Annotated in this window: 9 protein-coding genes, 2 tRNA genes and 2 pseudogenes; 7 read left to right on the forward strand and 6 right to left on the reverse strand. The window is 37.6% G+C overall.

The features are described 5' to 3' along the window. Window positions 1–104 precede the first annotated feature (104 nt). Window positions 105–178 (reverse strand) — tRNA-Gln (locus ACFIMC_RS09375). A gap of 260 nt (window positions 179–438) precedes the next feature. Between ACFIMC_RS09375 and ACFIMC_RS09380 the strand changes: the two genes are divergently transcribed. From ACFIMC_RS09380 to ACFIMC_RS09390, 3 genes and pseudogenes are all read left to right on the forward strand, one after another. After that, a complete protein-coding gene (locus ACFIMC_RS09380) occupies window positions 439–828 on the forward strand; it encodes a VOC family protein (protein ID WP_375681052.1) in 390 nt (129 codons plus the stop codon). A 232-nt stretch (window positions 829–1,060) separates the two neighbouring features. After that, window positions 1,061–1,150: pseudogene (locus ACFIMC_RS09385) on the forward strand (DNA adenine methylase); the annotation flags it as partial. Window positions 1,151–2,385: 1,235 nt separating this feature from the next. Next, window positions 2,386–2,591, forward strand: a pseudogene (locus ACFIMC_RS09390) (DNA adenine methylase); the annotation flags it as partial. A gap of 137 nt (window positions 2,592–2,728) precedes the next feature. On the opposite strand, the gene ACFIMC_RS09395 reads toward ACFIMC_RS09390, so the two are convergent. From ACFIMC_RS09395 to ACFIMC_RS09415, 5 genes are all read right to left on the reverse strand, one after another. Further along, window positions 2,729–2,802 (reverse strand) — tRNA-Gln (locus ACFIMC_RS09395). Between the two features lie 64 nt (window positions 2,803–2,866). Continuing rightward, a complete protein-coding gene (locus tag ACFIMC_RS09400; RefSeq protein ID WP_375613672.1) occupies window positions 2,867–3,625 on the reverse strand; it encodes an ABC transporter ATP-binding protein in 759 nt (252 codons plus the stop codon). Continuing rightward, the gene (locus ACFIMC_RS09405; RefSeq protein ID WP_375681051.1) at window positions 3,622–4,572 is read right to left on the reverse strand and encodes an iron chelate uptake ABC transporter family permease subunit; all 951 of its coding nucleotides are present in this window, start codon (window positions 4,570–4,572) and stop codon (window positions 3,622–3,624) included. The genes ACFIMC_RS09400 and ACFIMC_RS09405 overlap by 4 nt, the downstream gene beginning before the upstream one ends. Continuing rightward, window positions 4,565–5,521, reverse strand: a complete 957-nt coding sequence (locus tag ACFIMC_RS09410) for an ABC transporter permease (RefSeq protein ID WP_375636990.1) — start codon at window positions 5,519–5,521, stop codon at window positions 4,565–4,567. The genes ACFIMC_RS09405 and ACFIMC_RS09410 overlap by 8 nt, the downstream gene beginning before the upstream one ends. A gap of 103 nt (window positions 5,522–5,624) precedes the next feature. Beyond that, window positions 5,625–6,575 carry a siderophore ABC transporter substrate-binding protein gene (locus tag ACFIMC_RS09415; protein WP_375672095.1) on the reverse strand — a complete coding sequence of 317 codons (951 nt, stop codon included), beginning with the start codon at window positions 6,573–6,575 and terminating at the stop codon, window positions 5,625–5,627. Window positions 6,576–6,773: 198 nt separating this feature from the next. On the opposite strand from ACFIMC_RS09415, the gene ACFIMC_RS09420 reads away from it, so the two are divergent. The 4 genes from ACFIMC_RS09420 to ACFIMC_RS09435 all read left to right on the forward strand — a co-directional run bounded on the left by ACFIMC_RS09420 (window position 6,774) and on the right by ACFIMC_RS09435 (window position 23,876). Then, complete coding sequence (locus ACFIMC_RS09420) at window positions 6,774–12,344, forward strand: autotransporter outer membrane beta-barrel domain-containing protein (protein WP_375681050.1); 5,571 nt, start codon at window positions 6,774–6,776, stop codon at window positions 12,342–12,344. 675 nt (window positions 12,345–13,019) lie between these two features. Continuing rightward, entirely contained in the window at window positions 13,020–16,127 is a 3,108-nt protein-coding gene (locus tag ACFIMC_RS09425; RefSeq protein WP_375681049.1) for an autotransporter outer membrane beta-barrel domain-containing protein, read from the forward strand. Between the two features lie 1,179 nt (window positions 16,128–17,306). Continuing rightward, window positions 17,307–20,081 carry an autotransporter outer membrane beta-barrel domain-containing protein gene (locus ACFIMC_RS09430; protein WP_375672098.1) on the forward strand — a complete coding sequence of 925 codons (2,775 nt, stop codon included), beginning with the start codon at window positions 17,307–17,309 and terminating at the stop codon, window positions 20,079–20,081. 444 nt (window positions 20,082–20,525) lie between these two features. Further along, complete coding sequence (locus ACFIMC_RS09435; RefSeq protein WP_375685744.1) at window positions 20,526–23,876, forward strand: autotransporter outer membrane beta-barrel domain-containing protein; 3,351 nt, start codon at window positions 20,526–20,528, stop codon at window positions 23,874–23,876. The last annotated feature ends 669 nt before the right edge of the window (window positions 23,877–24,545 follow it).

The following is a 24,545-nucleotide window of genomic DNA, read 5'->3' on the forward strand; positions in this document are numbered from 1 at the left end:
ACACCTTAAAAACTCTTTGAAAAAAAATAAATTGGTACAAAACCTAGTGGCAAATTATACAAAACCCGCTGGCAAGCTACAGCTACACCGATGACAAGCTACACTGGCTGGGGAACTTGGATTCGAACCAAGATTGACGGAGTCAGAGTCCGCTGTTCTACCATTAAACTATTCCCCAATAAGGCAATTTTACCATTTCTAGCAGATTCTATAGTGTAGGCAAGTGCAAAAAATCTTTAGATTATCGATAATAAAGAGCGATAGGGATATCATTATAATCCCAGTAGGGGCGTCCTCGATATTTTAGCATATAGCAATAAGCGAGTAAAAACATATAAATAGAGCACACCGCGAACGGAGGCATCACAAACTCTTGTTGAAATATTCTCTAATAGGTATATGCCTGTCAGGCAACAGCTACTAAATCATAGAGAATTAATGAGTAATATCCCTACTTATCCTGTTACCCCAAACCTACAGTTGGTATACGTCTCAAACATAGAGTATTCTACGGCTTTTTACAAATTCATCTTCAAGAAAGAACCTGTGTTTACCTCGCTACGCTATGTTGCATTTGCTTCTTCGGGGGATGCTCTCTTTGCTCTCTGGTCTGGGGGCGATACGCCTGAGGAAAATGCACCTCGTTTTTCAGAAATCGGCATTATGTTTCCGACAGGAGAGGACGTAGATAAGCTCTATGCGGAATGGAAAGAGCAAACCACTGTTGAGATAAATGTTTTGAAGGAACCGTATACTGATGTATTTGGACGTACCTTCCTAATCAAAGATCCAGACGGACATATTATTCGTGTTTGTCCACTGGATTAAAAAGCTTGAGATCTGATCTTTAATCGTCTGAATTATAATACCTGAATTATAATAATTGTCTGTTTCCAAAACCTATAAGCTATGTACGCTAAGAGGCTTACTTACGACGTGTGGCTTATCCGTTCGGTGCTGTTCCACTATATTCAGCCCCACAACCTGCCTGTTTCCACAGGCGGTCTAATTGGCTTGGACATCAGTCGGCGTTATTACATGGCCAGTGATCAGTACTTGTAAAATCATAGAAGCTATCCCTCATCGCACTTATATTGAGCCTTTTATTGGAATGGGAGGAATATTTTTTACAAGGAAATTGATATCTTTATGAAGTTAAAAAGGTTTTGTACATAAAAACTAATAAAATCAATATATTAAGTGTAGTTATTTTGTATGAATCCACTTAAGAATCCATACTTTTATGCATGTTTGAATTGATCATTTTTTATATAAGAATGCCATGGATGTATAGACTATAAAAAGCAAATCATGATGCAAATACTATAACGCATGGGTGCATTCAAATGAAATGAAAAGCGGTTATCATTCATAACGTATCATAAATTTTATGATACGTTTTTATCACAGCACAAATCACATTGTTTTAAATTTCAGTTGTTTGGAATTATCGATAACATAAATTGCATACGTTTAAGAATGGGATGTGTTTTGCTCTTTATTTGAGTGCAACCTTAAAAGGAATAATCGTTTGAAACGATCATAAGCTTATAGATTGAGTTCATAAAGATTGCATAAAAGAATTTAAAGACAAGATCATTTTTAAAAACGCTTGCTAAAAAGTTAGTAAATGATAGGCAGGCATTATATAGATACTATCATCACAATATAGAATGAAAATCACAATGTTATGTCTTATGAAATTGAAAGCCTTTTAATGATATAACGCAAGCAAGCGAGAAAAAAACGTTTTAAAAGTTACAGTTTAAAAATACGAAACCAAATGAGCTCTCTCAAAATTTGGGGGGCACCTATTGAAAAAAAGATGAGGCAGCAAAATTCAAAACTATTGTAACATCTAAGGTATGGGATTTTATTCAATTTTGAGTCAAAAGCTATAATGTTTAAAGATGGCTATTCTAAAGATAACGCCTCCAAAATTGGATTGGTTAATTTTGCCAACTCAAATTTGAGCTGGTTAATTTGCAAAGAAGTTACATTTGAGTGCAAAATGAAAAGATACTTATGAAAGCCTTATTGAGAAAACATTCATTTAAGATGCATTTTCTTTTGATTGGATTGATAAAGTTACCAAGCGTTTATAGATTCTATAATGCTAATGAATGATATCAAAATCATAGCTATCATTTACGTTTCTTTTGATAAGTTTTCATATTTCTAAATAGAGCACTTGCAATATGATACGTTTTGTATATATGAATTTATTACTCCATTGTGGATGATTCATTTGAATCTTATAATCAATATCTGAAAGCCGCGTCATATCATTTGGCTCGGCTTTCTTTTTTGAATTCTCTCTTTAGATAGGTTTATAGCTATTAGATAAGGCTTTCCCATAAACAGAGCCAGATATACGTGTATTACTATGGAAAGGATTTATTTGCGCGAGGATTACCAGACAATGTTTGCTTTGCTTGCGCAAGAGAAAAATTCTTCTCTCTCAATGATGTGTCTCAGATCCGAAAAATATTTAGCCAATTTAAGATAAAAGGGGTTGCCACATCTTATACATGTGGTTCAAAGAATCCGCACCGGCTCAAGAGCTTATCATCTCAAATTGCAATTTTTAGAGGAAAAGAAAATATGCATTAAAGGGATTTTAAATAACCCTTGAAAGTTTTTGAAGATCCTTTGAAAAAAATAAATTGATGCAAAACCTGCTTTCAAATTATACAAAACCCGATGACAAGCTACAATCATTAAATACTGGCTGGGGAACTTGGATTCGAACCAAGATTGACGAAGTCAAAGTCCGCTGTTCTACCATTAAACTATTCCCCAATAAGCCAATTTTACTATCCCTAGCAGATTCTATAGTGCATGCAAGCGCAAAAAATCTTTATGATTATCGATAATAAAGAGCGATAGGGATGTCATTAATTGTTTTGATTTGAATATCGACATCATAAATGTCTTTAAGAATTTTTGGTTGCATAATTTCTTTTGGAGTCCCACAATAGGCCGCTTTCCCATTTTTCAATGCAACAATCATATCTGAGTAAGATGAGGCAAAATTAATATCGTGCATAACAATAAGAATGGTTTTTTTCAGTTCATCAGCTGTGCGGCGTAATTGCTTCATCATAGAAACCGCATGTTTCATATCCAGATTGTTTAATGGTTCATCTAAAAGAAGATAATCAGTGTCTTGGCAGATAACCATGGCTATAAAAGCGCGTTGACGCTGACCGCCAGAAAGCTCATCTAAAAAACGGTCTTGTAAATCTTGTAAGCCGAGATAGCGTAGCGCACTGTCGATAAATTGTTTATCTTCATGTGTATACCAGCCTTTTGAATAAGGATAGCGTCCGAAACTTACTAAATCGTACACGGTTAAGCGAAAAGACAAAGGATTTTCTTGACGCAGAATTGAGAGTTTTTGAGCCAAAATATCGTGGGGCATTTTATCAATATCAAAGCCGTCGATATGAATTGTACCATTATGGTGTGGCAAAAGACGTCTTATCAGCATTAAAAGAGTTGACTTTCCCGAACCATTGGGCCCAATAAGAGAAATAATCCCCCCTTTTGGAAGATGAAGGCATAAATTATCGATAATCAATCGTGCTCCGTAAGCCTTGGAAAGATGATTGATCTCAATCATTTTAGTTTTCCCTTCATCAGTAACATTAAGAAAACAATTCCCCCACAAAACTCAATGATAAAACTTAAACGTCCTGCCATATGAAAAATTTGTTCTAAAATAAATTGTCCACCCACCAGACAAATAATAGCCAATAATATTGCAATTGGAACAACAACACTGTGTTTTGCTTGAGGAGAAAGTTCATAGGAAAGGTTGGCAACTAACAGTCCAAAAAAGGTGACGGGGCCTACCAATGCGGTGGAAATGGATACGAGAATGGAAATAAAAATAAGGACAGCTGTCGCACTTTTGTGGTAATTAACGCCAAGATTGAGGGCATTTTCACGTCCTAAAGCCAAGATATCAAGAAGATGACGGGAATGCCATCCAATCAGACTCACAATGAAGACAATGATTGTGGCAAAGCCTATTAACGGTGTATTAAATTTATTAAAATTTGCAAACATAATATCGGTTAAATTCATCATTTGGTCTGGATTTAGTTGCAATTGCATAAACATCCGTAAACTGAAAAAAAATCCGCCTAAAACAACACCGATTAAAAGCGTCAAATGAAGTCCTTTTAGGCTTCCTGAAAAGAGCCAGCGAAAAAGGCTTATTGAAAAAAGGATAAGAATGAGGGCTTCAAGAACAAGCTGTCCTTCTTCATTCAAAAAGGGCAAAGAAAGAGAGCCTACAAAATACATTAGGGCAGTCTTTATTAAAATATAAAGCTGATCAAATCCCATAATTGAAGGAGTAAGAAGACGGTTATTAACGATTGTTTGAAATAAAACCGTGGAAACGCTTATTGCATAGGCAATAAGAAGTAGAGAGGAAAGTTTTGTAAGACGAAATTTCCATGTATAAACATTGATATTCCACGTCATGTAAAGACTAATGACAGTGCATGCTATGATGATAAGTGTTGTTAGTACACATATTGTTTTTCTTCTTCTATCCAAGACGCTTTCTCCAGCGTAAAAGCAGTATCATAAAAATAAAACTACCGATTACACCCATTATGGTGCTGATGGGAATTTCAAGAGAGGGATGAATGATTCGTCCTAAAAGATCACAAATTAAGACCAATCCTGCACCGCTGATGGCCACCCAAGGAGCGGTATAGCGCATATTATCTCCCATGAAACTTGAAATAATATTTGGAATAATCAACCCAACAAAAGGAATACGGCCAATGGTACAGACAACAACAGCAGTGATTGAGGCGACAATAAAAAGACCAAAAAACATGACAACACGATAATTCAATCCAAGGTTATTGGTTAAATCTTCTCCCAAACTTGCAACCGTAAAGCGATCAGCAGTACAATAGGCCAGAATACAAAGGGGAAGGGATAGCCATAAGAGCTCATATTTTCCTTCAAGAACCATCGAAAAACTGCCAAATAAGTAAGCTTGAAGAGAAGGAAGTAACATTTCATAATCTGCAATGGCATTGGTTAAAGAGCCAATAATATAGCTTAGCATAATCCCTGTAAGGGGTACAATGAGAGCAGATTTTAGAGGAATGCGTCGCAATAAAAACATAAAAAGTAAAGTGCCTACCATGGCAAAAATTGTCGCAACGACCATTTTTCCTAAAACAGGAATATCGGGCCAAAAAATCATAATAAAAAGAATGCCAAGGGAAGCAGATTCAATGGTTCCAGTGGTTGATGGTTCAACAAAGCGATTGCGTGTTAATAGTTGCATAATCATGCCTGAAAGTGCAAGTGCTGCGCCTACTAAAAGGATTGCAATGGTACGAGGAAGACGTGTTTGCCAAAAAATAAGCCACGCATGGGGATCGGCTGCGAAAAGGTTAGAAGGTGTGACATCAGAATAACCAACAAAAATGCTGAGGATAGACAGGAAAATTAGAAGTGTTATGGTTATCCAGTAATTCTTCACGTTAAATCATTTTCTAACAAAATCTACAAAAAGCAAAGACTGCTTAATAAACAACCTCTGCTTTTAAATTTTATTTATATAGCAAGCAAGCTCTTTCGTGCGCTTATTTGCTCTTTGTAAAGGCTTCATTGATCTGCTGTGCGGTTTCAATGAGCGCCGTTAAACCACCATTTGCACGATACCAGCTCCAAGAGTCCAAATAAATAATTTGGTTTTGTTTGCTTGCTGTTGTGCGGTGAACAAGCTCATTGTTGAGCAATTGTGCTGCGGATTGTCCTTCCCGTCCAATGGCTGCATCGCGATCAATCACCAACAACCAATCAGGATTGGTTTCAAGAATAAATTCAGGAGAAATGAGTTGTCCATGTTTTTGCACGGTAAGTTTATCGGTTGCAGGGGCAATTCCAAAAGCGGAGTGAAAAATATCGAAACGTGATTTTGGTCCGAAAGCACTGATTTTTCCACCAGAGGTCATGAGTATGAGCCCGGTGCCTTTTCCTTGGGTATTGTTACGGACTTCAGCAAAAGCTTCATTGATTTTTGCAATTTCCTTTTCTGCTTCTTGTGTTTTACCAAAAATTTTTCCAAGGATAGACACATTTCGTTTTATATCTTCAAGAGAATTTTCGTTTTCTACGGTTAGATCAATTGTTGGGGCTATTTTGGATAAGTCTTTATATTTTGCTTGAGTTCTGGAGGAAATAATAATCAAATCGGGTTGAAGAGTGGCAATTTTTTCATAATCTGGCTCAAAAACGGTTCCAATTCTTTCATATTTTGCATCGTCAAATTGTTGCAGATAGGAAGGTTTTTTTCCTTCAGGAAGGCCGATAACTGCTTGGATACCAAGGCGATTCATATTATCTAGCGAGGCAAGATCAAATACAACAACCTTTTGCGGAGAAGTGGGAACAGAAGTCGTTCCTGAAACATGATCAATCGTTACATTTGTCTGGGTACTGGTATTTGCAATACTCGTATGAGTCCACAAAATCGTTGCAAAACTAATTGCAACCAGTAAAACAGAAGTCATCCATTTCATATATTTTATCATCGTGATTTTATCCTTTTATCTAATATTACAAAGGTTTGCGCACTTAAAAACTTAACTTTGGTATTTTTATGCACAAAATGAAGCGTAAATAAATAACACTATGTTGTAAAGTTGACTGACATATGTTACAAATCGTTCACTTACCTCATTTTCACTTAATTCTAGTGTTTTTGCAACATTATTTAGAAAGTTTGACATATGATCAATGTATTTAAAAAGCGTACACGTTTGTACGCACTGACAACAAGTGCTTTCTTCTTTTTGCAAGGTGTAGATGTTTCTATGGGGAGTGGTTGGTTCTCATTCTCTTCGCCTATATTATCTCCATTTGCGTCATTTGTTCCTAATTCAGTTTCATCATCTATCTCTGATGCAATCGCTGAAAGGGTAGTTTCACTTGCATTGGATACAGTTAAAACATCTGTCTCTAACTCAATCTCTTCTGTCGCTGACTCAATCTCTTCTATAGTTCCAACGCCTGAATCTCTAGTTACAGGACTATCTTCAGCATTGCAATATTTAGAAGTATTCATTGAACCTAGATCAGAAGCAAAGGGTTCATTGCCTAGAGCGTACGTTTCTATAAGACAACTTCCTGGTTCACGAATACCTCTTTTTGCGCTTTTTCCTAAAGACGGTACAGGTATGTGTGAAAATAGTTCTGGTGAGTCAGAGCGTGGATCCATTATATGTGTAGACGGTGGAGAATATACAATAAAAGGAGGTAAGATTCGTGTAAAAAAATACGGTGATAATGCTGTGTTTGCAGTGGGTCGTCTTGTTATAGATAATGCGAATGGTTCGCGTTCTAGCGTTGTAACGGGAGGTGCAGGTTCCAGAACTGCCAGAACTGCTAGGACTACCAGCACTGTTAATAGTCTTGTAGAGGGGAATACCTCCGGACGTGTAAGTGTTGTTGACTCTTCGCATTCTGGCGTTGTAAGGGGACCTTTATCCAAAACTGTAAATATTGCTAAGGCGACAAGTGTAAAGGTAGAAGGTGTATCTATCGTTGGTATAGATCCTAAAAGCTTTAGTGCTCAAACTGCTGTTATGGGGTTTGGGAGTGCTGTATTGTCGTTAGCAGGTGCAAAGGTTGAATTGCTGAAGTCAAATATCGAGAACTTTGTTACTGGTCTTGAGGCTGGGTACAAAGGAAATATTCATATGAAGGGAGGAAGCATCAAAAAAACTTTTTTTGGTGCTACAGCTAGTTTTAAATCGTCTATTTTTTTAGAGGGAACAGATATTAATGTGGAAGTCGTTAATGATAAAGTACCTCTGAATGTAGTTGGTTTACATAGTTCTGGTGGATCTCAAATAACGATGAAATCTGGATCAATTACTTTTGCAAAAGGTGGTGTGGGGATTTTGGCGGAAGACGAAGGATTTGTTAAACTAGAAGATGTTAGAATTCGTATTGCTGAAAAAGAGAGAAACAATGAGGAATCTCCAGAAGGAACTTTAGGTGAAGAGGCTGCTTCTAGTGTACTGGATCCGAGTGTTGTTTTTTTATTGGAAGATGGTTTTGTTTCTTCTAATCGTGTAATCTTTAACGGTTCTAATGCTATTGTTCTATGGATAAATAGTAACTACAGTATTGAAAATGGTTTCTTGAGTGTCATTACTCCAAGGTCTAGTAGTGGAAAGGTCGATAGTTTTATTGAATTTGTTGAGAATAATTTTGCTGATGACTATGCCAGCATTAGGTCTGCTATCAATTATTCGGTTATTACAGTAGAAGATAGAGGCTCTTATGGTATATATTTTGGTGAAAGTGAACCGGAATTCGAAAAAAGAAGTTTAGAAACGAACAATCAAAGTGAAGAAGGAGAAGAATCAAGTGCTAGAGTGAAAAGAAGTAGTGATGTTGCAGGAGCAACTACAGCTACAGTAACTACTGGAGGTGTTGTAGAAAGTCAAGCATCTTTCTCGCAAGAACCAGAAGTAGATGGGAGGCATATGGTTCTTTTAAGACGTTCTGTTCTCAAGGTTCCAGATGGTGTGGCCATTTATGGTAACGATTTGAGCGGTTCTGTTGTTTTAGGAGAAGACACATTAGTTTCTGGTGATCTATTATTGCGTGCTACAGGTTCTTCTAGTTTGAAGGTTGTTGCTCATGATTCTAGTATTGTAGGTTCTGCACGCATTGATAGCACCGCGAGTGCAAACCTTTTTTTATCTTATTCAGAATGGTATTTAGCAAAAAGTAAGTATAGTAATAAAGTTTCGGATACAGATTGTATAGATTCTTGTGTTTCGTCTATAGATCTCAAAGATAGTGCTATTGCGTTTTTACGATCTGAAAATAGAGATGGAGGTTATCAAACGCTTCGCGTTGGGGATGGGAACGGCACGGTTTACTCTGCTTCTGGAGATTCTTATATTTACTTTAATGCGCGTTTAGTTCCTAATACTTCGGATAGTGATCAAATGTCTGACAGGCTTTTGATTCATGGTGATGTTGCTGGAAAAACGATAGTGCGTGTAAAAGATACTTCAGAAGGAACACAACAAGATGAGAATCAATCTCATAGTATTTCAATTATTCAGGTCTTTGGACAAGCAGAGGCGGATTCTTTTAGGCTAGACGGTGATTATATTACACGAGAAGGGTCGCCTTATAAGTATATTCTTCACGCTTATGGTCCAACCATTTCTTCTTCGGAAATGCGACCTTTTGATGAGAAATTAATTGCGAGTAGTGGAAATGCGAATAGTAGAAGTGTTTGGGATTTTCGCTTAGAAAATCAATATGTTGTTCCTCGTGTTTCTAATACTGTCACTGACGCTCGTGGAAGAGGAGATAGTGGTGGTTTGGCGGAACCTTCTGTGTCTGGAGAATCTGGAGCTATAATTTCTCCTTCAAGTGTTTCACTTTTGAGATCTGATACAGGTGGTGTATATCAGGAATTTGCATCTATAGGATCGGCGGCTGCATCTGGCGTAAAACCTAGTAGACCTGTTGGGCGTGTTCTTGTATTGGGTCGTTCTGGTGATGTTTCTTCTCAGTGTAATGATATACAGAACAATAGCGAAGAGAGTAATGCTGTGGAGAAAGCTCTTTATGCATGCGGTGATGGTAAGAGACATACAATAAAAAATCTTATACTGAAAGGGAATGATAAAGTTCAGCATTCTATGCATGCACAGAATGAGAATACAGTTATTAAGTTGGAGAATGCTACAATTATGGGGGGGGGTGATAATGAAAGCAATGTTGATCTTACTGAATTAAAGGCTGTGAGTGCTGTTCTTGCAGAAGATAGCGCAGAAGTCGTTTTGGAAAAAAATTCAACAATTCAATCTTCTCTAATTGGGCTTGAAGCGCAAAGGGGCGGAAAGATTACGATGAACGCTGGAACAGTCAATGCGCGTTATGTGGGCGCTTTGGCAGGTTCTGGATCATCTGTTAATTTAAAGGATACGAAAATTAACGTAACGGGGAATTTGGCTGTGGCTGGTCTAGCGAGTCAGGTTGGTGAGATAACTATGAATTCTGGAACTATTACTCTGGAAAAGGGAGTAGCAGTAAGGTCAGAATCTGGGGGCAGCGTTAAATTAGACAAAGTGAGAATTATTGCGAAAAAAGGACAGGGTAAGTTAGATTCTGTAGATAACTTTGGGCGTGCAGCTTTTCTGTTGATTGATAATGGTTCTGTTGATTTTAAAAATGGGAGTGTTGTGACTGATGCTCGTGCTTTGTGGATTGTGAATGGTAGTGGGAATGAGACGACTTCTCCTAGAAAAAAGAGATCATCTGACGTTCGTCCTACTATGAATCACGTAAATATCGAGTCTTCTACTGTTAAAGTAGAAGGTGAAGGAACCTATGGTATATATTTTGATGGTCTAACGCTGAAAGAAGGGAGTGAGAAAACTCGAAGTCAGAATCTAGAAACTGCGCAAACAGGCGTTGCTAAGCGGAGTACTGTGTCCAAACAGGAAAAAACGCCTATAGGCATAACAGGGACAGTTTCGTTGAAAAAAACTGATTTTGAAGTTGCAAATGGTATAGCTATCTATGGTAATAATTCTGGTGGTCGTGTTTCATTAGAAAATAAAACAACCCTTGCTGGTGACTTGTTATTAAAAGCCGAGAATGATTCGAACATATCGGTTTCAGTTGACAGTTCTATTGTTACAGGCGGTGTTCGCGTTGATAAAAATTCTTATGCAAAATTAGACTTGGCTAATAGTTCACAGTGGATTCTAAAAAGAAGTGCACAGAGGAATTTGGGAACTCTAGATTCAGGATGTGTGGATTCATGCATTTCTTTTGTAAGTCTTGTAAATAGTGCTATTGATTTTGCACCTTCGGAATCTGAAGGCAAATATCAGACTCTCCATATTGGAAATGGGAAAGGAACTGTTTATGCGGCGCAGGGTAATGCTGTAATTCATCTCAATGCACGTTTAAATCCTCGTGATCCGAGTGATCAGCAAGTCACTGATCGGCTTGTCATTCATGGTGATGTTTCTGGAAAAACAAAAATACATGTACGAGGTGATGCGGGCAATGTAGGAGATGGTAAAGCGAATGCCAAGATTGCTCATACTGTTTCAATTATTCAGGTCTATGGTCAAGCGAAAAAAGACTCTTTCCAACTCGATGGCAATTATGTTGCACTGAGAAACTCACCTTACAAATACACCCTTCGTGCTTATGCTCCAGAAGCGACTTCGAAACAGGAGCATGTTCAGCAGAAATTTGTTAAGGATGGTGGAGAATTTTGGAACTTCCGTCTAGAAAATCAGTATGTTAAGTCTGTTGGATCTGCTGCCCTTCCTGCACAATTTGTAAGGTCTGTTGTTCCACAGGTTCCAACTTATCTCAGCTTGCCTAATAGTGTATTCCACGCTGGTTTGATGGATATTAGCAATCAAAATAAGCAATTGGAGACGTTGCGGATGACTTCTACAGGAATGGTAGAGGTTCGTGAAAATCCTGCTTTATACTTGCGCGGCTATGGTGGAAGTTACCGTTATGCTTCAGATCTGTCCGCACTTGAATATGGTTACGGAGGTGATCTTAGTTATAATGGTGTAGAGGCAGGTGTTTTGCTGCAAACTATTGAAAATGCTGATAGTGCTATATCCTTTGGCGTTATGGGAACTTATGGAAAACTTTCTCTGCAGCCTGTGAATGTTGAGCACAGTCAGAAGAGTGCATTTGATAAATGGACTGCTACGGTATATGGTAGCATGCAGCATAATGTTGGCTTCTATGTCGACGGTCTTTTATCCTATGGTCTGTTCAAAGGTGATGTTCTCACCCTTGCACGGGGTAAAACAGCAACATTAAAAGGTAATCCTTTGAGTGTTTCTTTAGCTGGTGGTCAGACAATTATGACAGGATATAAGGGCTTTGTCTTTGATCCGCAGGTTCAGGTTGTGTATCAACATCTCCAGTTTAATAAAGCCCGTGATATCGACAATTTTGATATTGAAATGGGTAACCTTAATCAGTGGGTAGCGCGTGTTGGTGGACGCTTAACCAAGATTCCTACAGGTTCTGAAGGCGTGAATGCTATTGCTTTCTATGGTAAGCTTTATCTTGCTCATGGTTTTGAAGGAAAACAGTTTGTGCATTTCAATGATGCTTTCAAGTTAGGAGCTTTTGGTTCTTCTCTAGAGGCTGGATTAGGTTTTAATGCCAAATTGTTGCCACAGTTCTCTCTGCATGCTGATATTCTCTATCAACATAAGCTTAATAAGGCTGGTTTTTCGGGAACAAGTTTTTCCGGAGGAATACGTTACCAGTTTTAATATAAGGTACACTATGTACCTTTTTAGAAAAGGCAGCACATTGTGCTGCCTTTTTTCTTTATAACAACTTGTGTTGTTCTTAAGAAATCTCGTCTTCTTTATTAAGCAAAAAAGACATAGTTTGTTTTATGCATGAGAGCACTTTTCTTCGCTAAAGCGAATTTTCTTAAAATTTATGCTGCTACTGATGCGATAGAGTGCTTCGCTTTTATCGGCTTTTTAAGCGTTCAGCAGACCGGTATGCGTTACGTTATCCTTTTTGGTACTGTATTGATATTATCTAATATAATATTTGATGTTTTCTAAAGCTCGTTTTTGAGAGTTTGTTTTTTACGGATTTAAATCATTGTTTCATTCATCTCCTTGTGGATTAATTTTTAAAGTTCACAAGGTTTGATTGTGTTTTTAATTAATTGCACGCATCGGTTTTATTTTTTCTTTACACGAAATACAGAATGCATTATACACTCATAAAGTGTGTTTTGTAACTATTCTCTTATAGGTGGTTTTGGCGTAGAGCTTTTGCCAAATTTATTGGGATAATTCATTGCACAGTTCAGATGAGCATGAGGCATGTTCTTTTGTTACACTTTTCGTATTTTTGAGGTGTGCAATGGGGTGTTTTGTAAGTGCTTTTGTTTTTAATGAGAGGGGAAGGAAAGTTTCGAGGGAACTATGATTAAAGTTTTTAGAAATCATGTATGTTTATGTGCTTGTACAACAGCTATCCTCTCTTTGCTTCAAAATGGAAGAGAAGTGTATGCCGCTACAGAGGAGGTCGGTAAACCTTATGTTATAACTGTTACTCCGATTAACGGTATTAGTGTTACTTCTGGTCCTCATCTTAGTGGGAGTAATGCGTATAAGCCTCCCTTTAGTGGAGAGAGTGGGCAGAATTATTATCCTCCTAATATGATTCCTGTTGGCAATAACGATGAGGGTATTCGTGGGGGAAGTGATTATCGTGGGTTGAGTGGAATGGAGGGATCGAATAATGGTCATATAGATAACTCTGTTAAAGATGCAGGCTTTGATGAAAGAGGTATAAAGCGTGGGTTTTATTACTATGATGGGTTGTATTATATATGCGATAATTGCAGGGAATCCAAAATTGATAATAAATCTTATAGGATTACAAATAAGAACGTTTCCAATTATCCTGATGATCCTACTGCTATAACGGTAAAAGGAATAGGCACAAGGGTTAGTGGGGAGGATGTAACGGTTAGTAGTCAAGTTGCTGATAAAACTTTTCTAGTGGGGGTGCATGTATTAGAGAACGGTAAGATTGTTTTGGAAGATCCGATTATCAAAAATACAGTTATAGCCCTTCGTGCGAGTGATGGCGTGATTGAGGTAAAAAATGGCAAGATTAAGGCAAGTCATGAGGGTGTTGATGCAACAGAGAAATCGTTTGTTCTTTTAGAAGATACAGAAATTAAGACCGCTAATGGGAACGCAAGCATTTTAAGTTATGATCATTCAGAAGTTTGGATGTCAGGTGGTTCAGTTGATTTTATGAACAGCCATGGGGTTTCTTCGATGTTAGGTGGGGAGGTAAATCTCGAGAATGTTAAAATTACTGGGAAGGGTGACAAAGGCAAGGATCGTGCGGTTGTGCATATGGATTTAGGGGGGGCTGTTAATTTAGAGGGCACTGTTGTTAGTACTGATGGGGGTATCCATGGCATATTATTAGAAAATACAGTCGATTCTATTCCTTTGCAGGAAGTTAAAGATTTATCAAATGAGGATTCTGATTCAAAAATTCCTGTGACTGAAGTTAATATGAAATCCTCTTCTGTTACCGTAAAGGGTAAGGGATCTTATGGTATCTATTTTCGGGGAAAGAAGCCATGGAGTGAAGGTGGGGATAAAAAAGAAGAGATTTCATTAGAGGAAGAAAAAGCTCCACCACGATTAGAAGTTGTTAATTTGGATAAAACAGAGTTTTCTGTTTTAGACGATGCGGCTCTTTATGGTAAAAACATGATTTCTGGTGCGGTGGGGTTGGTACACAGCACTCTTCGTTCAGGGAATTTTTTATTAAAAGCTGAGGAAGGGGCATCTGTGATCGTTTTGGCTGATGCTTCTACGCTTGAAGGTCGCACACACGTTGATAAGAATTCTAATGCTGAACTTTATTTGGGAGGTCGTTCTACATGGATTTTACAACAACCGCTGCAAAAAGATCAACATGGGGCTGCACATGATTCTTCTATTTCACTCGTTAGTCTTATGGATGAGAGCTCTATTAATTTTAAAAGACACGAATCTTCTTCTGTTGATGATTATCAAACCCTTCGTGTGGGAAAGGGAAAGGGTGAAGTTTATAGAGCACAGGGCGGTGCCTCTATTTCTCTTAATACATACCTGAATAGTGGTGGTGCTCTTGTTAATCAAAAGACTGATCGTGTTTTAATTCATGGTGATGTTTCGGGAAAAACAAAGCTCCAAGTGCATGGTGTTGCAGGAAGTCCAGGAGGATATACGGGAAAGGGGGGGAATGCTGAAGGTATTTCAATCATTCAGGTTTCTGGACAAGCAAAGCAAGATTCTTTTCAGTTGGAAGGTGGTTATGTAGCGTTAAACGCATTACCTTATCAGTATAAGCTTTATAGTTATGGTCCAGAATCTGAGTTTGGAAAAGCAAGTATGGATCAGAGATTAGTTGAAGGGAACGGAGAATTTTGGGATTTTCGCCTTGAAAGTAGATCTATAGATTCTGATGTTAAACCTAAACCAGATCCTGACCCAATTCCAGGACCAGAACCTTCTCCAGCACCAGCTCCGGAGCCTCATCCTAAGCCGAGCGTTAAGGCTGTTGTTCCGCAGGTTCCGACTTATCTCCTTTTGCCTAACGCCTTACGTCATATTGGTTTGATGAATGTTAACAATCAAAATAAGCGGTTAGAAGCTTTGCGAATTACTTCTGGGGGCTTATTAGAAAGTCGTGAAAATCCTCTCTTTTTTGTGAGCGGTTATGGCGGCAATCATCGTTATACTTCAAATCTTTCCACGCTTGAATATGGTTATGGCGGCGAGTTTGATTATAATGCACTAGAGGCAGGTGTTTTGCTGAAAGCAATCGAAAATATGTATGGTTCCACTTCTTTTGGAGTTATCGGGGCTTACGAGAGATTTTCTTTGCAACCTTTGAATGTTGAGCAGAGTCAAAAAAGTACATTTGATAAATGGTCAGTTACGGCATATGGTGGTATGCAGCATGATGCAGGTTTTTACGTTGATGGTCTTGTGTCTTACGGCTTGTTTAAAGGTGATGTTCTAACAACTGCACGGGGCAAGACGGCAACATTAAAGGGTTTCCCTTTAAGTGCTTCATTGACTGCTGGTAAAACATTTATGGTGGGGGAGGACGGTTTTGTTTTTGATCCGCAAGTTCAGGTTGTTTATCAATATCTTCAATTTAATAAGGTGCGTGATGTGGACGGCTTTGATATTGATTTAGGAAAACTTCATCAGTGGGTAGGGCGTGTTGGAGGGCGTTTAACAAAGAGGCTGGTTGCTACTGATGAGGCTCAGGTTGTTTCTTTCTATGGCAAGCTTCATCTTGCTCATGGTTTTGAAGGAAAACAATTTGTGCATTTTAAAGATGCTTTTCAGCTAGGTGCTTTTGGTTCTTCGTTAGAAACAGGATTAGGTTTTAATGCCCAATTATCTCAAAATTTTGCGCTTTACGGCGATTTGGTTTATCAGCACAAACTAACGAAAGCTGGTTTTTCTGGAACGAGTTTTTCAGGTGGATTGCGTTATCATTTCTAGTGTTGTTCCTGTTTTTGATTAATCTTTCAAAAAGCTACAAGTTATACTTGTGGCTTTTTCTCATTATCTATTCATTTTGTGTTATAGCATTTTTACGAGAGTGTGACTTTGCATATCTTTAATATGCTTTTAGGTTGGACTTCTTTTGTTCTTCTTGAGAAATTTAATGAGTTTGTATGTTATTGTTGTAAAATGCGTATCTCAGAGTGATAATTATATTATTTATAATATTTTGATTTATAAAGATATTTTTTAATTTAGGGTGCTGAAATATTTTCAAGGATTTTATGATGAATCCATAAAAAGCATTCCTTTGTCTATTATATGTAAAATTGGCAGGTGGATAATCATTTAAGAAAGGAGTCAATATAATTTGGGGAATTATATTAAGAGGAGAGGATTTACAATATTAGAAATTAGCAAAGACAAAGATGCTACTCAGGCACAATGAGGGCTGTATCCGATGAACTTGATATTATATCCGCTGTCGTTGTGAAATGGGGATGGAAAAAATGAGAGATATCTGAGAAAATTGGTGAATGAGAAACATAATGACGTATTGTTTTTTGAAAGTGTGTTTTCTTTAAATGCATAAATAAAAAGATGAAGTCATGTGTCATCTTCACTTTTTAAAATATGGCTCTGAATGTTTTTGAATATTGTAAAGTTGAATTAAAAGGAGAAGGTAAAATCGGAACTGATTTTTACACGTTCCTACTTTTTATTAGACTGTCTTACCATGAAGATTGCCTAAAAGGCATATGTGAACTCTTGTTTCTCAATTTTGGCATATGTTTTGTCTGCTTACAGAGTGTACACTGTTTCAATATAATATTATCGTAAGGATGTTGATTATATCCGTTCTGGCGGTGATTAGACGGCAGTTAAAGTAGGTGTTCTTAATGCATGTCAACTGACTAAGGGTGTTTTTGACTAACAACGTTAAAGGTGATTTTTCTGTCGTTCTTCAGTTATATTTTTGCAAATTCTTTGTAAAAGCGACAGATTTAGATTGTATTTTCGAGTAATTTTTTTATTCCATATTTACATAAAACACAAAAAATATTAATAAACTCACGATATTAAAACCTAAACGTATTAAATATTTTTCTTTTGGTTAAGTTTTTTGATACGTTATGTATAGATCTTAGTAAGAAGAGGGGGGATTATGGTGGAATTATGGTCAATCTATTTAAAAATCGCTTCTCCTTATGTACTTTTACAACGGCACTTCTTTTTTTGACACACAATGTTGGTGTTTTTGCACGCAATGCTGAATCTCAGGTTATCTCTGGAAAAAAGCAGTCTTCATGTGATCAGAATGCAGCATTTTATCAGTGTTCTGATGGTGGAGCGCACGAAATTAATAATAAAGTTTATTCGTTAATGGATAAAAATGTTAATGGTGTTCATGGAGCCATGGAGGCGTCTAAGGAAGGTACAATTATTCGTGGCAAGAATATAACTGTTAAGGGTATTTTGGATGAAAAGAATAACTCGGAAAACAATTTTTGGAAATATGGAGTAAAGGTATCAGAAGAAGCGGGCGTCTTTCTGAGCGATTCCACGTTGAGTGGGGTTTTAGTGGGGGTGGAAGCTCAAGGTGGATTCATCGTAATGTCTGGTGGATCAATTGATGCAATCAAAGTGGGGGCTTTTGCTGGAGGAAAATCTCAAAGTGGTGTTGATTTAACGAATACGCAAATTAGCCTAGGGAGAGTTGGGGTTAAAGCAGAAGAAAAAGGATATCTTATTTTAGAGGGTGTCTCTATTACCGGCAAGGGGAGTACCGGCAAGGATGATCAAGGGCTGGATGCAGGTCGTCAGGCAGCTTTTCATATATCTGAAGATGGTTATGTTCAGTTTATGAAAGGTTCTGTTGATGTTACTGATGCTCATGGGCTTTTATTGCAGGGAGATAAAGCTCCTCAGATTAATATTGGAGATTCCAATATTACAGTGAAAGGTAATGCATTTTATGGTATACACTTTGAAGGTGTGGCAGCATCAGAAGGTTCGTCAGAGGGAAAATCATTGCGCGTTGATTTGAAAAAGACGCGTTTTGTCGTTCCAGATAGTATAGCTGTTTATAGCAGTCAATCTGGAAAATCTAAAATATTTTTAAAGGAAACAAAGCTTTTTGGGGATTTGTTGCTGAAGGCTGATCGTAACTCTTCTATAGAGGTTGTTGCTGATGCTTCTGCACTTGTCGGTCAAACTCAGGTTGATAACAGTTCTAAAGTCGACCTTATCTTGGGAAATAATTCACAGTGGGCTTTATTGCAACCAAGACAGAAAAAATTACAAGATCCTAATTATAGAGGTGTTTCGTTTATTTCATCGGTACACCTTTCTAATAGTTCCATTACTTTTGAAAAACCAAAGTCCAGTACTAATCATGCATATCAAACGCTTTATATTGGAAAAGGAACAGGTATTGTTTATCAGGCTTTTGGTGATGCTTGGATTCATTTGAATGCACGTTTAAATCCTAGTGATACAAGTGATCATCAAGTAACGGATCGGCTTCTCATTCATGGTGACGTTAAGGGAAGAACTATAGTCCATATACAAGGGGTTGCGGGAGGTTTAGAAGAAAAAAACGAAAAAGCGCATAGTGTTTCAATTATTCAAGTTTATGGAGATGCATCGTATGACTCTTTTCAACTGAATGGGCAGTATGTTGCATTAAATGGCGTGCCTTATAAATATGTTCTTCGTTCTTATGGCCCAAGTGTTACTAGAGGGGAGGAGCATGTTAAACAGAGATTTGCTTTGAACGGAGGAGCATTTTGGAATTTTCGTTTAGAAAATGAATATGTTCAAACTGCTGATTATAGAGAAACTCCTATGGTTTCTCAACGTACACCTCCTGCACGTGCTTCTGTTGAGGATATTATTCCCGAATCTTCTGGTGATGTTGTTCCAGCGTCTTCTACAGATAGTCTTTCTGAAATTGAAAATGTTTCTCCGTCTCAACGAGGTGTAAGATCTGTTGTTCCTCAGGTGCCAACTTATCTACTTTTGCCGAATAGTTTGTTCCACGCTGGTTTGATAGATATCAGCAATCAAAACAAGCAGTTGGAGATAGTACGGACTAATCTTAGTGGAATGTTGCAAATTCATGAAAATTCTGCTTCATTTTTGCGTGGCTATGGTGGAAGTTATCGTTATGCCTCAGATTTATCTGCGCTTGAATATGGTTATGGGGGAGATCTAGGGTACTATGCACTAGAGACAGGTGTTTTGCTACAAACTGTTGAAAATGTTGACAGTGTTATATCCTTTGGGGTGATGGGGTCTTATGGAAAGCTTTCTCTACAACCTCGAGATGTTGCACAAAGCCAAAAAAGTACATTTGATAAATGGACTGCTACAGTTTATGGAAGTATGCAGCATGATGTAGGATTCTATGTTGATGGTTTGTTATCTTATGGTCTGTTTAAGGGAGATGTTCTGACAACTGCGCGGGGTAAAACGGCAACATTGAAGGGTAACCCTTTAAGTGTTTCCTTGATGAGTGGTCAGAAAATTGCCACAGGATATGAAGGTGTTGTTTTTGATCCACAGGTTCAGGTTGTTTATCAGCATCTTCAATTTAATGAGGCCCGCGATATTGATAATTTTAATATTGAGATGGATAAACTTGATCAATTGATGGTGCGTATGGGTGGTCGCTTGATAAAGACTCTTACTGCGTCTGAAAAAGATCGTGATGTTTCTTTTTATGGAAAGATTCATTTTGCCCATGATTTTGGAAAAGAAAGGTCTGTGCGCTTTAAAGATTCTTTCCAGTTAGGGGCTTTTGGTTCTTCTCTAGAGGCTGGATTAGGTCTTAATGCTCGCTTGTCTCAAAAATTTGCGCTTCATGGTGATTTGGTTTATCAGCATAAGTTGAGTAAAGGTGGTTTTTCTGGAATCAGTTTTTCTGGTGGATTGCGCTATCGTTTTTAGGATGATCATCTTGAGGTAAGTTGTTTAAAAAACCACAAGCTATGCTTGTGGTTTTTTATTATTTGTTTGCAACTTTTTAAATAAGTTTTTTAAAAAAATGTTTTTTTGCATGAGCAAGTTTGTTTCTTTTTAGAAACGAGATAAGGCTTTCTGGTTTGCAGTTTTTGCTTCTTATGCTGTTTTTCTTCTTTGAGTTTATTTTTATTAAATTCTCTTGAAATCACTGCTTTGGGGTGGAATTTTTATTTCTATCTATATTTTTACGCGTTTTTATAAATAATACAATTTTAAATTGTGATATTTTGGGATTCTGGCTTTACATAAAACATAGGGTGGATATATAAAACACAAAACGTATTTTAAATTATCACGCGCAACCAAAGTTATTAAACAGAACGCGTGTTTTTTGTTTTTAGAGAAGGGGAAGAAAGTTTGTAGAAAATTATGTTTAAAAATCATCTCTCTTTATATCATTTTACAACGGTTATTTTTTTCTTTGTATACAATACTGATGCAGGTGAGATTTCTTCTGAGAAGAAGCCATATTCATGTAACGAAAGTGCCTCATTTTATCGCTGTAATGATGGTAAAACGCATGAAATTACCAAGAAAACTTATCAACTTACGGGTGAAAGTTCTTATGCTGCCATAGAGGCATCAGGGAAAAATACAGTCATTGAGGGAGAGGCTATAATCATTAACGGTGTTTCGAATGCACATGGACATTCAGAAACAAACGCTTGGACAACAGCTGTAAAGTCCTCAAATGGGGGAGGCGTTGCTCTATTTGATTCCATGTTAAATAACGTGTCGATAGGGGCCGATATTAATGATGAGGGAGCTTTTGAAATGCAGGATGGGGTGATTAAAGCAACCAGAATGGGGATCAGTGTTGGGGGTAAAGGGTCGTTTGTTTCTTTGACCAAGACAGAGATTAAGACATCTTCTGATGCGATAGGTCTTTTGAGTCATAATGGTGCAAAAATTTATATGAAAGGAGGAAAAATTGATTTTGCTGATGGTATTGGTGTTCAAACAGGAGGAGATGGAGAAATTAATTTAGAGGGCGTTTCTATTACTGGGAGGGGGAAACAGGGAACAAATACAGATAATCATCGTGAAGGTTCTGCTTTTAGTATGCTTCAGGGGAAAGGCTCTCTTAATTTCCAGAAGGGAAACGTTAATGTCGACAATGTTCATGGCATTGTAGTGCAGGGGAATAACCATAATGCTGCTCATATAAAATATTCCAATGTTTTTGTGAGAGGGAATGGATTTAATGGTATGCACTTTTTTTGGGAAGCTGTCTTAAATGATAAAAAAACAATTATACCTGGAAAAGGGACTGTCCATGTGACAAAGACAACTTTTATGGCTCCAGAAAGTACGGCTATTTATAGTCGCGAATTCGAAAGTTCTGTTAAACTCTCACAACATTCAAAAATTTCTGGAGATTCACTTCTGAAAGCTGTTGAGCGTTCTAATGTAAAGATTGAGGCTGATGCTTCTACCCTTGTAGGAGGCGCACATGTTGATGAAAGTTCTACAGCTAAGATAGATTTAAAAAATGGTTCAAAGTGGATTTTATCGCGACCAAAATATGACAAATTGCAAAATTCTGATGCTTATGGTTCTAATTTAGGGGACTATTCCTTCATTTCATCGGTTAATCTTACGGATAGTTCTCTTGTTTTTGAAGAATTAAAATCTAAAAAAACAAATGGTTATCAGACACTTCTCATTGGAAAAGGATCTGGGACTGTCTATAAAGCGCACGGTGATGTGAATCTTTATCTTAATGCATATTTGGATAAAGGCGGAGCTCTGCAAGAGCAAAAAACTGACCGGCTTTTAATCAATGGTGATCTTGAAGGGAAAACAACAGTTCATGTGTATAGTGTTCCTGGAAGCTCAGGGGCATTGACGGGAGATGGTGGTAATAATCAGGGGATTTCCATTATTCAGGTTTATGGAAAAGCCATGGAAGATTCTTTTCAGTTAAAGGGGGGGTATGTCACACTTGAAGCCTCCCCCTATCAGTATCATCTTAAGAGTTATGGTCCAGGCTCTGCTTTAGGGGCGGCAGATTCCAATCAAAGAGTGCTTAAAAACTCTGGAACATTTTGGGATTTCCGACTTGAAAGTCAATTTGTTGATTCCACTAAAGTTTTTCCTGTTCTTGATTTGGTTGTCCCCCCTTCTTCTGATGATATTCCTTCTTTTCCTAAAATTCATCCTAATATTACTGGAGGTGAGGATGGTTCTATTGATTCTAACTCTCAGCAAAAGTCTCAGGAGCCAAGTCTTTCTTCTCCTGTAGATTCTCCTGATAGGGATTCCCATCTTACGACCACACCTAATGTATCTGATGTTTTTGTACTTGAGATCCCCAATCCTCTTTCCTCTCTTGCACCTGTTGTTCCCGCTATTGCTGAATCTAATCCAGTTTCTTCACCTGCATCTGGTTCACCTGTTCCGCCGCATGTTTCACCCACTCCTTCTGTTGTTTCCCCAGTTGCATCTGGTTCTTCTGTTCCGTCATCTGTTTCATCCATTCCTTCTGTTGTTTCCCCAGTTGCATCTGGTTCACTTGTTCCGCCGCATGTTTCACCCACTCCTTCTGTTGTTTCCCCAGTTGCATCTGGTTCTTCTGTTCCGCCATCTGTTTCACCCACTCCTTCTGTTGTTTCCCCAGTTGCATCTGGTTCTTCTGTTCCGCCATCTGTTTCACCCACTCCTTTTGTTGTTACTCCACCTGCGTCTGGTTCTTCTGTTCCGGCATCTGTTTTTGAGCCTTCTTCTCATTTTGAGCCAAATGTGAGAGTCGTTGTTCCACAGGTTTTGACTTATATTCTTGTGCCAAATACCTTATTTTATGCTGGATTGATGGATATCAGTAATCAAAGCAAGCAGTTGCAAGCGCTGCGAACTGTTCTTGGTCGGTTGTTGAAAAATGATGAAAATCCCGCTTTGTTTTTGCGCGGTTACGGTGGACATCATCATTATACTTCAAATTTGTCTGCATTTAAATATGGTGATTATGGCGGTGAGCTTGATTATAATGCACTAGAGGCAGGTATTTTACTCAAGAAAATCGAAAGTGCATACAGTACGACATCTTTTGGGATTATGGGAAATTATGGCAAGCTTTCTTTGCAGCCTCGAAAGGTTAAACAAAGTCAAGAAAGTATATTTGATAAATGGACAATCACAGCATATGGAAGCATGCAGCATGATACGGGTCTCTATATGGATGGTCTCTTCTCTTATGGTTTGTTTAATGGAAATGTTCTCACACTTGAGCGAGGTAAAACGGCTTCATTGAGAGGGAAGCCCCTAAGTGTTTCTTTAATTGCTGGTAAAACGTTTATGATAGGCAGCCGATATTTTATTTTTGAACCACAGGTTCAGTTTGTTTATCAAAATCTCCAGTTTCATAAGACTCGTGATATTGATAATTTTAATATTGATATGCGAAGTCCAGATCATTGGGGGATGCGTATTGGTGGGTATTTAACGAAGACACTTACATTTACTAAAGATAAAGATGCACATGTTCTCTCATTCTATGGTAAGCTTCATTTCATTCGTAGTTTTGATGATAAACAATTTGTATATTTTAAAGATGCCTTCCAGCTTGGTTCCTTTGGGACTTCTTTAGAAGCTGGATTTGGTGTTTTTTCGCAATTATCTCCCAAAATTATTTTTCATAGCGATCTGATTTATCAGCATAAATTTACGAGTGACGGCTTTTCCGGAACGCATTTTTCTGGTGGATTAAGTTATCATTTTTAATTGTATTTTTCTTTAATACATCCTTTGTGAAAGACATAAGCACAAAACATAGTTTTGTTGTGTCGTTTTTCTGATTTTTGACTTTACATATAATACAAAACAAATTATATGTAACGGTACATAATAAGTAGATGAACTAGGTGTGTCTTTTCAGTTTTTTATGAATAAAATAAAGGAAGTTTAGACTAAATTATGATTAAAGTACTAAAACGCTATGTGTGTGTTCTCTTACGACCTCTATTTCTTTCTTCGTGCGCAATATAGATGTGAGTGCAGAAGATTATAACCCCTCGTGTAATTCTCTTTTTAAGTCGTATTCGTGTGATACAGTTGATGCTTCTCGTACTTTTGGAAGTCGTAATAAGTTATATATGAGTGGATTGGATAGGAGGACTACAGGTGTTATTTTTACAATACGAACTCATAACATAGTTATTAAGCCGCAAAAAAGTAAAGGGGAAAAAGGCTTTCAGGAACTGATGGAATTTTAGAATTAAAGAGATCTGAGAAGATTACATCAGCAGTGGTTGTGTCAAAAGATAATAAAACTTCTTTTAAAAAGAGTTCTATTACAGGAAATGGCGAAAAGAAAAGTGGTAGAAATGCTACGTTATCTCAATCTGTGTTTGGTGTGAAGCAGGGTGGTTCTTTCCTTTGATGAAGGTAAGA

The sequence above is a fragment of the Bartonella sp. AP21QHHD genome, assembly GCF_042196205.1.
Lineage (GTDB): Bacteria > Pseudomonadota > Alphaproteobacteria > Rhizobiales > Rhizobiaceae > Bartonella.